This is a genomic window from Acinetobacter sp. RF14B (assembly GCF_006864105.1).
Classification (GTDB): Bacteria; Pseudomonadota; Gammaproteobacteria; order Pseudomonadales; family Moraxellaceae; genus Acinetobacter; species Acinetobacter lwoffii_C.
The window spans coordinates 1-11,502 of the sequence record NZ_SMTB01000009.1; the positions used below are offsets into that span (position 1 = coordinate 1).

At 44.1% G+C, this 11,502-nt stretch carries 12 protein-coding genes; 10 read left to right on the forward strand and 2 right to left on the reverse strand.

From position 1 onward, the window contains the following. The coding region (locus E2K52_RS02690) for an alanine/glycine:cation symporter family protein (protein ID WP_151203465.1) at positions 1-844 on the reverse strand (844 nt) is incomplete at its 3' end. A 641-nt stretch (positions 845-1,485) separates the two neighbouring features. Here E2K52_RS02690 and E2K52_RS02695 point away from each other — a divergent pair. The 7 genes from E2K52_RS02695 to E2K52_RS02725 all read left to right on the forward strand — a co-directional run bounded on the left by E2K52_RS02695 (position 1,486) and on the right by E2K52_RS02725 (position 7,668). Continuing rightward, on the forward strand, positions 1,486-2,889 hold the full coding sequence (locus E2K52_RS02695) for an amino acid permease (protein ID WP_151203467.1): 1,404 nt from the start codon (positions 1,486-1,488) through the stop codon (positions 2,887-2,889). A 132-nt stretch (positions 2,890-3,021) separates the two neighbouring features. Then, positions 3,022-3,255, forward strand: a complete 234-nt coding sequence (gene lptM / locus E2K52_RS02700; protein WP_151203469.1) for an LPS translocon maturation chaperone LptM — start codon at positions 3,022-3,024, stop codon at positions 3,253-3,255. Between the two features lie 24 nt (positions 3,256-3,279). Then, positions 3,280-4,524, forward strand: a complete 1,245-nt coding sequence (lysA, locus tag E2K52_RS02705) for a diaminopimelate decarboxylase (protein WP_151203471.1) — start codon at positions 3,280-3,282, stop codon at positions 4,522-4,524. Between the two features lie 15 nt (positions 4,525-4,539). Then, a complete protein-coding gene (gene dapF / locus E2K52_RS02710; RefSeq protein WP_151203473.1) occupies positions 4,540-5,385 on the forward strand; it encodes a diaminopimelate epimerase in 846 nt (281 codons plus the stop codon). Positions 5,386-5,482: 97 nt separating this feature from the next. After that, a complete protein-coding gene (locus tag E2K52_RS02715; RefSeq protein ID WP_151203475.1) occupies positions 5,483-6,088 on the forward strand; it encodes an alpha/beta fold hydrolase in 606 nt (201 codons plus the stop codon). After that, positions 6,088-7,029: a site-specific tyrosine recombinase/integron integrase gene (xerA, locus tag E2K52_RS02720; protein ID WP_151203477.1), complete on the forward strand. Its 942-nt coding sequence runs from the start codon at positions 6,088-6,090 to the stop codon at positions 7,027-7,029. The genes E2K52_RS02715 and xerA overlap by 1 nt, the downstream gene beginning before the upstream one ends. 267 nt (positions 7,030-7,296) lie before the next feature. Next, entirely contained in the window at positions 7,297-7,668 is a 372-nt protein-coding gene (locus tag E2K52_RS02725; RefSeq protein WP_151203479.1) for a hypothetical protein, read from the forward strand. Here E2K52_RS02725 and E2K52_RS02730 read toward each other — a convergent pair. After that, the gene (locus E2K52_RS02730) at positions 7,595-8,188 is read right to left on the reverse strand and encodes a GNAT family N-acetyltransferase (RefSeq protein ID WP_151203481.1); all 594 of its coding nucleotides are present in this window, start codon (positions 8,186-8,188) and stop codon (positions 7,595-7,597) included. The genes E2K52_RS02725 and E2K52_RS02730 overlap by 74 nt on opposite strands. 604 nt (positions 8,189-8,792) lie before the next feature. Between E2K52_RS02730 and E2K52_RS02735 the strand changes: the two genes are divergently transcribed. The 3 genes from E2K52_RS02735 to E2K52_RS02745 all read left to right on the forward strand — a co-directional run bounded on the left by E2K52_RS02735 (position 8,793) and on the right by E2K52_RS02745 (position 11,398). Continuing rightward, the gene (locus E2K52_RS02735) at positions 8,793-9,545 is read left to right on the forward strand and encodes an electron transfer flavoprotein subunit beta/FixA family protein (RefSeq protein ID WP_151203483.1); all 753 of its coding nucleotides are present in this window, start codon (positions 8,793-8,795) and stop codon (positions 9,543-9,545) included. Positions 9,546-9,563: 18 nt separating this feature from the next. Further along, complete coding sequence (locus E2K52_RS02740; protein WP_151203485.1) at positions 9,564-10,496, forward strand: FAD-binding protein; 933 nt, start codon at positions 9,564-9,566, stop codon at positions 10,494-10,496. Between the two features lie 302 nt (positions 10,497-10,798). Continuing rightward, positions 10,799-11,398, forward strand: coding sequence for a hypothetical protein (locus E2K52_RS02745; RefSeq protein WP_151203487.1), 600 nt, complete (start codon positions 10,799-10,801; stop codon positions 11,396-11,398). Positions 11,399-11,502: the final 104 nt, after the last annotated feature.

Consider the following 11,502-nt stretch of genomic DNA (forward strand, 5'->3'; position numbering starts at 1 on the left):
CGATTGGGGCAGAACCCATACCAGCTTCATTGGAAAATACTCCGCGCGCCACACCATAGCGAATGGCAGCACCGACGGCACCACCCATGGCAGCCTCACCAGTAAAGGCATAAGTGAAAATCATTTTTAGGGCAGGCATCACCAGTTCAAGGTGAGTGAAAATAATAATTAAGCCTCCGGCCACATAGCCCAGTGCCATGATCGGAACAATCAGGGAAGCCGCTTTGGAAATGGATTTAATCCCGCCCAGAATCACCAGGGCAGAAAGTAGGGTAATCACCACACCAGTGATCCAGGTTTCAACTCCCAGACTGTTTTCTACAGCCAGCGCAACGGTATTGGATTGAACCGAACTGCCGATTCCGAAAGAGGCCAAGGTGCCGAACAGGGCGAAGATCAGGGCCAGCCACTTCCATTTAAGTCCGCGTTCAATGTAATACATCGGGCCACCGGACATTTCACCTTTTTCATTTTTAATGCGGTATTTCACTGCCAGTACGCCTTCACCATACTTGGTGGCCATGCCAAACAGCGCCGTCATCCACATCCAGAAGATTGCACCCGGACCGCCCAATACACAGGCCGTGGCCACCCCGGCAATATTACCGGTACCAATGGTGGCAGACAGGGCAGTCATGAGAGAGGCAAAATGGGAAATATCTCCATGTTTTTCATGAGCAGGATGCTTGCCAAACACTTGTTTGATTGCAAAAGGCAGCATACGGAATTGCCAGAATACTAGGCGGAAAGTGAGGAATACACCGGTGCCAACCAGCAGTACCAACATATAAGGGCCCCAGATCCAGCCGCTCAAAGTTTCCATCAGACTTTGTAAATTTTGCATAAAATTCTTCTTATTGATCCATGTCAGTTTTATTTGAGGTCTTGATTAAAAAGTAATTACGATGCCAAGTGAGTTCATCCTGAACACAAATAATGGCGGATTTGTCTTCTATTTTTTGCACAATTTAAAAGTTTTGACAAGAAAATACTTGTTCAATTCACGAAGATAGAGAAACTCGGCAGGACAAAAGAGAGCGCTAAATATCAAGCATGACGTACAGGCCTGTGGGGGGGATGGGAATTGAAGGAGACCAGTCATCTGCTCATAGAAGAAAGGCTGTTATTGGAATACACGAGTTATCCTCAAGCCTAATAAAAAATAATTTCAACAAGATTTGGCTAAGTAGCTTGATTTTTCAGGCAGGAAGGAAGTTGTCTGAAAAATATCGACACCGATTGACTCAAATTTTAGAGAAATCCTCAAGAATGCAGAATAATTCGCTACTATAGCTTTCCTGGAAACCAGAGGGGTCAGTTTGGTGTACTCACTGAATGGATGGCTCTGGTTCTCTTGGTTTCAAGTCAATTTCTTAGCCGCGACTCGAGTGAATGGGAAAATATAAATGAAAAGCGATTTTCTTTTTTGTATTTTTATATTTTTAAGTTAACTTGTCGCCATTAAAAACAAAGTTGAAATGAATAATGTCAGAAAAATATAGCCACTCATCATCGCAAGAGGGTGAATTACAGCGTAGCTTGTCTAACCGGCATCTGCAGCTAATTGCGATTGGTGGGGCAATCGGAACCGGCCTGTTTATGGGCTCGGGAAAAACCATCAGTTTGGCAGGACCGTCTATTCTGGTGATCTATATGATCATCGGCTTCATGGTGTTTCTGGTCATGCGTGCATTAGGCGAATTATTGCTGTCTAATTTGCACTATAAATCGTTTATTGATTTTGCTACTGACCTGATCGGACCATGGGCAGGATATTTTATCGGCTGGACCTATTGGCTGTGCTGGATCACCATTGGTATTGCAGATCTTTCTGCAATTATTTATTACCTGCAGTTCTTCAATAACGGCCTGCCTTTCACCGCGGGTGAAGGGGTGCTGATCAGTATTGCTGCTATTGTCTTTATCATGGGACTGAACCTGGTCACGGTAAAACTGTTTGGTGAAATGGAGTTCTGGTTTGCCCTGATCAAGATTATTGCCATTATCGTATTGATTGCGGTGGGTTTATGGATGATCTTTACCGGATTTACCTCCGATGCGGGTACACAGGCTTCCTTTAGCTATCTCTGGGAGCATGGCGGTTTATTCCCAACGGGCGCCATGGGTTTCCTGGCGGGTTTCCAGATTGCCATCTTCGCCTTTGTTGGGGTAGAGCTGGTCGGTACCACAGCTGCTGAAACCAAAGACCCGGAAAGAAACCTGCCTAAAGCGGTCAATTCGATTCCGATTCGTATCATTATTTTCTATGTGCTTGCCTTGCTTATCGTGATGTCGGTTACGCCATGGAACCAGATTGACCCGAATATTTCGCCATTCGTTGATCTGTTCAGTCAGGCGGGCATTGCTGCGGCTGCCATTATCATGAACTTGGTCGTATTGTCCTCGGTCATGTCTTCCATGAATAGTGGAGTGTTTTCGACCAGCCGGATGTTGTTTGGTTTGTCACGTGAACAGCAGGCACCGAAATCCTTTGGACGTTTAAACAGTCGCGCTGTACCTGCCAATGCCCTGTATTTTTCTGCAGTATGTCTGTTATTAGGCGCAGCTTTACAGTACTTCGTGCCGAACACCGTAGAAGCATTTACTCTGGCAACGACCCTGTCGACGATTTTATTTATCTGTGTATGGCTCATGATTATCTGGAGTTATATGATTTACTATAAAACCCGTCCCGAGTTGCATGCCAAATCGGTGTTTAAATTACCTGGTGGACTGGTGACCTGCTGGATCGTGATTATTTTCTTTGTTGCCATGATTGGTGTCTTGGCGCTGGAAGAAGATACGCGTCGTGCCCTGATGGTCAGTCCGATCTGGTTTGTTTTACTGATTATTGGTTATTTGGGCTTCTATAAACAGAAACATAAATAATCCATATCAATAAAAACGTCAGCGATCTGCTGGCGTTTTTTAATGTCTCAAGATACTCTCTAAGGTTGAGCGCTTTGGTCTATTTCTATCATCGCGTTATACTTTATGAAAATACTCAGATTAGGTGGTCAGATGCATCAGGTCATTTGCTACATCAGTTTAATTACAGCCGGCTTTGTGCTGGCAGGTTGTGGACAATCGGGAGCCTTACATCTTCCTGCTGACCCAAATCACGATAAGCGTGCCAAATATCTGCTTTACAAAAACACCGAGCCTGCGACACCTGCGTCTGGTGAAAAACAGGATGCACCAGTTAGGCAGCAGTTTGAAGCACCCGTAGAATCCGATTCAACATCATCTCCTTAAAACGTTCAAAGAAAGGATACGTTCATGAGTTTCACCCGTATTAATGGGGTATTGCACGCCGAGCAATGTTCACTGCAACAGCTTGCCGAGCAGTTTGGCACACCACTGTATGTTTATTCCAAAGCCACTTTTGAAAAGCATTATCTGGAGATGGACCGTGCTTTTAGCTTTATCGATCATCAAATCTGCTTTGCGGTAAAGTCAAACTCTAATATTGCGGTATTGAATGTATTGGCCAAGCAAGGTGCCGGTTTTGATATTGTGACCGGTGGTGAACTTGCTCGTGTACTCAAAGCCGGTGGTGAAGCTGCAAAAATCGTGTTCTCGGGTTTGGGTAAATCTGAAGCGGATATTCAAAAAGCATTGGAAGTGGGGATTGCCTGCTTTAACGTTGAGTCACATGCCGAGCTGGATCGTATCCAGAAAGTAGCGGCTAAGATGGGTAAAAAAGCCCCGATTTCTTTACGCGTCAATCCAGACGTTGATGCCAAAACCCATCCTTATATTTCGACGGGTTTAAAAGAAAACAAGTTTGGTATTCCATCGGAGAGCGTATTTGAAACTTACCAATACGCCGCATCTTTGCCGAATCTGGAAATAGTGGGAATTGACTGTCATATCGGTTCGCAATTGACTGAAACCCAGCCTTTTGTCGATGCACTGGATCGTGTCATTGTGATGATTGATAAGCTGAAAGAGATGGGGATTCAGTTGAAACATATCGACATTGGAGGTGGTTTGGGAGTGACCTATAAAGATGAAACTCCGCCATCTGTCGAAGAGTATGCCAATGCACTACGTCCGGCCCTGAAAAAACTGGGTTTAAAAGTTTATATGGAACCGGGCCGTAGCATTTCAGCCAATGCCGGCGTATTGCTGACTAAAGTGGATTTACTGAAACCAACGGTTCACCGCAACTTTGCCATCATCGATGCCGCGATGAATGACTTGATCCGCCCGGCGTTGTATGAGGCCTGGATGGATATTCAGCCGGTAACGCCACGTACAGATACAGCGAGTAAAGAGTGGGATGTGGTCGGTGCGATCTGTGAGACGGGTGACTTTCTGGGTAAAGAGCGTCAGCTTGCTATTCAGGAAAATGATGTGCTGGCTGTACTCGGTGCAGGCGCATATGGTTTTGTGATGAGCTCGAACTATAACAGCCGTGGCCGAGCCGCTGAAGTGATGGTCAATGGTGATCAGGCACATCTGATTCGTGAACGTGAAACGATTGAATCACTTTGGGAACGCGAGCGTTTATTGCCTTAAAAGGAGTAAATCAAAGTGTTATTAGAATTTACCAAGATGCATGGCTTGGGCAATGACTTTATGGTGGTGGATCTGATCAGCCAACGCGCTTATCTGGATACGCTGACCATTCAACGTTTGGCTCACCGTAATTTTGGTGTGGGTTTTGATCAACTGCTGATTGTTGAACCGCCTGATATTCCAACTGCAGATTTTAAATATCGTATTTTTAACGCCGATGGTTCTGAGGTTGAACAGTGTGGTAATGGCGTGCGTTGTTTTGCGCGTTTTGTGCATGAGCGTCAACTGACCAGCAAGACCAAAATCAAGGTGCAGACCAAAGCTGGCATTATTGAGCCGGAGCTGGGGGCCAATGGCTGGGTGCGGGTCAATATGGGCTATCCGAAATTCCTGCCGCAGGAGATTCCATTCCTGGCGGATGAGCCGGATAATTTATATGACATTGATTTGGAAGGTGATAAAAAGCTGACCATTGATGTGGTGAATATGGGCAATCCACATGCGGTGACTATTGTTCCGAATGTGCTCACCGCAGATGTCGCAAAAATTGGTCCGCAGGTAGAATCGCATCAGCGTTTTCCTGCCCGGGTCAATGCCGGTTTTATGCAGATTGTGGATGAAATGCATGCACGTTTGCGAGTCTATGAGCGTGGGGTCGGGGAAACTCTGGCCTGTGGCACAGGGGCCTGTGCGGCAGCAGTTTCGGGTATGCGCCGTGGCTTGCTGTCCAGTAAGGTCGAGATGGAACTTGCTGGTGGCAAATTGCAGATTGAATGGGTCGAGGGCGATGTGGTCTGGATGACCGGGCCAACGGCAAATGTCTATGAAGGACGTCTGGATCTACGTTATTTCCAGAGTTAATGCAGAACCTCGGGCGATCTAAAAAAGCGCTGTGCTCAGAACGGCGCTTTTTTTATGTTAGGATAAAATTATATTAAATGCATAGAACAACAACGCCATGAATCAGCTTGTATTTTTACCAGGAGCATCAGGCAGTCAAGGTTTCTGGCAGCCTTTGACTACTTATTTAGCACCAGGACAGGCTTATCAGATTTTGGCTTATCCAGGATTCGATGGCATCGCGCCAAATTCGGCCATTCACAACCTGCATGATCTGCAAGCCTATCTGAATCAGCAGATTGAAGCAGATTCTATCCTGGTTGCACAGTCTATGGGTGGTGTGCTGGCGCTTGGGCTTGCGCTTAATCACTCCGAAAAAGTCAAAGGACTGGTTTTACTGGCTACATCTGGCGGCCTAAACGTGCAGCAGTTCGGCTGTGCAGACTGGCGAACAGGTTATCGCGAGCAGTTTAAGGCAGTCCCTGACTGTTTTTTAGAAGACCAAACCGAATTTAGTCCGGAGCAACTTGCCAGCCTTGAGGTTCCCATCTTGCTGATCTGGGGAGATCAGGATTCTTTAAGTACTGTTCAGCTAGGACAATATCTGGAACAGACCTTTCGAAGTGCAACACTACATACCCTCCAAGGCGGGGATCACTTTTTTGCTGCCAGTCAGCCTGCACAGGTGGCTGCGCTGATTGATACCTATCTGGAGCGTATTTAATGGGGTATATGGAGGGAACTGCTAAAGAGTTGCTCGGGATCTGGTTAAAAGAACGGGAAATTCAAAACCAGTCCAAACATACTTTACAGGCTTATACGCGTGATGTGACTGATTTTCTGAAATTCTGTGCACAGCAAAAACTGGCTTTAAATGATGTCGAAGCCACAGATTTGCGTCAGTTTCTGGCTGAAAAGGTAGAACAGCAAGGCTTGAGTTCAAGCAGTTTGCAACGCATGCTGTCCTCTATCCGCCAGTTCATGAAATGGGCGCAGCAGTCTCAGTATCTAGCCTTTAATCCGGCCGATGATTTTCAGCTGAAGCGTCAGTCACGTCCTTTGCCGGGAATGATTGATATTGAAACGGTCAACCAAATTCTAGATCAGTCCGCGCCCGAAACTCAAGCACAGCAGCAGATGTGGCTGAGAGACAAAGCAATTTTGGAGTTGTTATATTCCAGCGGCTTGCGGCTAGCGGAAATTCAAGGTCTAAGAATCAAGGACATTGATTTCAATCGTCAATTATTAAGAATTACCGGTAAGGGGAACAAAACTCGAGTGGTACCATTTGGTTCAAAAGCCAAAGACAGCTTAATGGAATGGCTGAAAATTTATCCGTTATGGAATGGTGACTTTGTCGCAGATGCGAATGTCTTTATTACCCAAAAAGGCCAGCCACTGGGCGCCCGTCAAATTGAAAACCGGGTCAAGTTTCAGGCACAGCGCGCCGGTGTAAATGTCGATCTGCATCCGCATTTATTAAGACATTGTTTTGCCAGTCATATGCTATCAAATAGCGGAGATCTACGTGCCGTTCAGGAGATGCTGGGGCATAGCAACTTAAGCACCACGCAAATTTATACCCATCTTGATTTTGACCGTCTGGCACAGATTTATGATCAAGCCCATCCTCGCGCCCAACTTAAAAAATCGGACAGTTTTTAAAAATTAAGAGAGCAAGCAGGCTTTGCCGGTTTATGGTTTGTTAATTCTGGCGACCTCCTTGTCATCTAATTTAAATCAGGGGGTGAAACAATAGGGAGTCTATCTAGATGGCATTTGAACTATTGTCGCATAATAAAAAGTCAATTTATAAGGTATAACAGCCTCCTATCAGTATAAAGTGGGTGGCATGAATAATCGAAGGGAAGGAAATTATTAACTGCCCCCACTCGTCATGTAAATATTGGAAAGAAAAATATAGGCAAAGTAATGATTTTAGATATTTTAGAGAAATATGATCAATTAACTGCTGCACAAAAAGAAATTTTTGCAGGCTATGGCTTGCGTCAGGTCAAACACTTTGTAGAAATCAGTTTAGCCAAGATTGAACCTGTACTTCCGGAAAATACCGTGGTTCAAGGAGTCAATGCTGCCGGTAAAGTTCAGGCGGTAAATCCGGTTACACAACAATATTATCTGTGGATTTCAGACCTGCAGTGGCAAGAAACAGCACAGCCCTCGGCTCATATTGATTTGAAAGAAGACTTTATGGCAGTTTGGGAGGTTTTTAAACTTGCGCAATATGAATTGATTGACTTAAGCCATGTACATCGTGATTTCCTGGAAAGTCAGCCTGCTTAAGGCTATATAAAATATGTGGGGCTAGAGCGTGGTGTCTGTCCAAGGCAGGATGATCAAAATATCCCACAATATTCATATTTAAACGCTGCATTACGGCTTGTGACTTTATATTATTCACTGCGGTAAATGACACAACTTCGGCAAGATTTAAATGTTGAAATGCAAAGACGAGACAGGCAAGTGCCGCCTCAGTTGCATAGCCTTTTCCCCAATACGCCTGAGCCAGACGCCAGCCCACTTCAGTACAGGGAGAAAAACTGAATTGTTGCGGTCGATAATGTAAGCCGGTAAAACCAATAAATTGTCGGCTGCGTTTTAATTCTAGTGCCCAAAATCCCCAACTCTGTCTTTCAATCAGTTGGTAGAATTTATCTGCCAAGGCATTGCTTTGCCTGTTATTCAGGCATTGTGGGAAATGGCGCATCACTTCCGGGTCTGCATTCATCTTGGCAAAAACCGGATAGTCCGACGGATGCCATTGCCGCAGTAATAACCGTGTGGTCTCAATTTCAATAGGCATAAAATATTCCGGAGGTTTTTTACAAAGGAAAGAGAAGTATATTTGCTCATTTAACCCCATCTGCAGTTTGTAAGTAGTCGATAATTCTGAACCCTCAGACTTTAAAATCAAACCCCCTGAATTCGGCATGCTTTGGGGATGAAAGAAGGGAGAAAGTACAAGAAAATTTAACCTGAATGGAGGAGAAATAGACATCAGAATAATACTTCATCGAAGATGAATGGTCAGTCAGAGAAAGCTATGTCTAAAATGACAAAAATATTAAGGCCAGAGAATTGATTATTTTGTGGGCCAAAAGAGGTGGGCTGGATATTTTAGCAGCACTACATCAAAACTACTGATGGGATTAATCAAATAAAAAAATACTAAAAATCAAAGGTTAATTTTTATATAAAACTGGATGCAATCCCTTGTAATAAAAAGATACTTATTAATTGTGAACGCATCGTTCAAGGAAATTTATATATTTTTACAGCTCTTTCCTGAATTGTGACTTGACCGAAATGCCGTACGCATTGCAAGATAGGGCACCTAAAAAAATTTAAGTGAAGAGTTACAATAACTTTTCTCAACATTTACATTTGCTAAAACAGCCGAGGATTACATGAAGGCTCTTGTTGCTGTAAAACGTGTGGTTGATGCCAACGTTAAGGTTCGCGTTAAGCCGGACAACAGTGGTGTTGACTTAACAAACGTTAAAATGTCAATTAACCCATTCTGTGAAATCGCAGTGGAAGAAGCGGTTCGTTTAAAAGAAAAAGGAACTGTTTCAGAAATCGTTGTTGTGTCTATTGGTCCTAAAGAAGCGCAAGAACAAATCCGTTCTGCGATGGCGCTTGGCGCTGACCGCGGTATTCTGGTGGAAGCTGATGATAGTCAGCTGGGTGCACTGGAAATTGCCAAAATTCTAAAAGGTGTGGTTGACGCTGAACAACCGCAACTGATCCTTCTGGGTAAACAGGCAATTGATGACGACTCTAACCAGGTTGGTCAGATGCTGGGTGCGCTTATGGGTGCAGGTCAAGGTACATTCGCTTCGGAAGTTAAAGTTGAAGGCGATAAAGTACAAGTGACGCGTGAAATCGACGGTGGTCTACAAACTGTTGAATTATCACTTCCAGCGATCATTACCACTGACTTGCGTTTGAACGAGCCACGTTATGCAGCTCTGCCAAATATTATGAAAGCGCGTAAAAAACCGCTGGATACCAAGTCTCCTGCAGATTTCGGTGTAACCACTACAACTAAACTGAAAACAGTGAAAGTTGAGTCTCCTGCAGAGCGTAAAGCTGGCGTACAAGTGAAGTCTGTAGATGAGCTTGTAGAAAAATTGAAAAACGAAGCGAAAGTGATCTAATACAGAAGGATAAAAATCATGAGTATTTTAGTTATCGCTGAGCACGACAACAAAGCATTAAACGCTGCTACTTTAAACGTTGTTGCTGCGGCGCAAAAAATCGGTGGTGATATCACTGTATTGGTAGCGGGTTCTGGCGCGCAGGCAGTTGCTGATCAGGCTGCGAAAGTGGCTGGTGTAAGTAAAGTATTACTTGCTGATGACGCTGCTTATGCAAACCAGCTGGCTGAAAACGTAGCGAAACTGGTTGCAGAACTAGGCAAAGGCTATAGCCATATTCTGGCTGCTTCTACGACAACTGGTAAAAATATTCTGCCACGCGCAGCTGCTTTATTAGATGTCAGCATGATCACTGACATCATTGCGGTTGACGGTCCTAAAACCTTCAAGCGCCCAATCTATGCAGGTAACGCGATTGCAACTGTAGAATCAGGCGAAGACATCGTACTGGGCACGGTTCGTGGTACGGCATTTGATGCTGTGGCAGCAGAAGGTGGTTCAGCTGCGGTTGAAGCTGCTGCGTCCCAAGGTGATGCCGGTATTTCTAAGTTTGTATCAGAAGAAATTGTGAAATCTGAGCGTCCAGAACTGACAGCTGCGCGTATTGTGGTTTCAGGTGGTCGTGGTGTGGGGTCGGGTGAAAACTATCACGCAATTCTTGATCCACTGGCTGACAAGCTGGGTGCTGCTCAAGGTGCTTCACGTGCTGCGGTAGATGCTGGTTTTGTTCCTAATGACATGCAAGTGGGTCAAACAGGTAAAATTGTTGCACCTGAACTTTATATCGCTGTCGGTATCTCTGGTGCGATTCAGCATTTGGCAGGTATGAAAGAATCTAAAGTGATCGTTGCGATCAACAAAGATGAAGAAGCACCAATTAATGCAGTTGCTGACTACTGGTTAGTAGGTGATTTGAATACTGTTATTCCTGAATTGGTTTCTAAAATCTAATTCCTGAATCAGGTTTAAAAAGGACGCTCTTGTGTAAGCAGTTAAAGTAATACTTTACTGTTTTACTCAAGGGCGTTTTTTATGGCCGGTGTTAAAGTCCGAGCAATCAGTGATTTTTGTATGTTACATTTCCAATAGGAGCAGTTCTAAGTTGAGGGCAGAGTAGGACTATGCTCGTATTGTGTCTTTGCAATGTATGATTAAAACACACAGGGCTATTATTCGTATAAAGCATTTATGATATTATTCGCCATCTTTTTTTAAGCTTTACCCTACTTTGTCGTTTGGGTAGGAGTAGTCTTTTGTTGGTCGATACCCGGCTTACGTGGCCGATTATAGCCATTGCCATCCTGTGTTTTTTATTTCCATTTTCTGCTGATCTGCAAGTACCATTACACGATGGTGAAATAGTTCGTTTTGTGGAAAATTTACAAGCCTTGTTATTGCTAATGTGTGCCATATTTAGCTATTTCTATATTCGGCCCTTAGATTTGCAAGACGGAAAAAAGCAGTTTTGGTTGTGGGCAGTCCTGTGGTGGTTGTTGCTGTTTGGGCGCAGCACCAGTTGGGGGCGAGATTATTTTCCTGAGGTTCCTAAGCCTTATTTTCGTGCAATTTCGATCATGTTGATTTCCCCTGTGATATTTATGCTGTTTTCTGAGCATTTAAGAAAAGAAATTATTCGAAAGCTTAAGCATTTTATGCTGCCAGTATGGGCGTTAGTATTGGCTTGTTCGGGCTTAATTATTTCAGATGCGATTGAGCATGAGCGTGCCATTGATACATTATTTCTACGCGACATTCAGTATAAAGATTTGATGGAAGAGCTCTATGAATTCCCCTTAATCCTAGGGTTATTTTTGATCAGCTTTCATTTGATGAAGCAAGATAAATCCGAATAAATATAACTGCTGCGTATGAAAGGTTTTTAAGCCCGCTTGATTTGAAATGTGAGCGATTTAGCCAATTTCTAGCATAAGATGATATATGGCTATATTTCTATTTT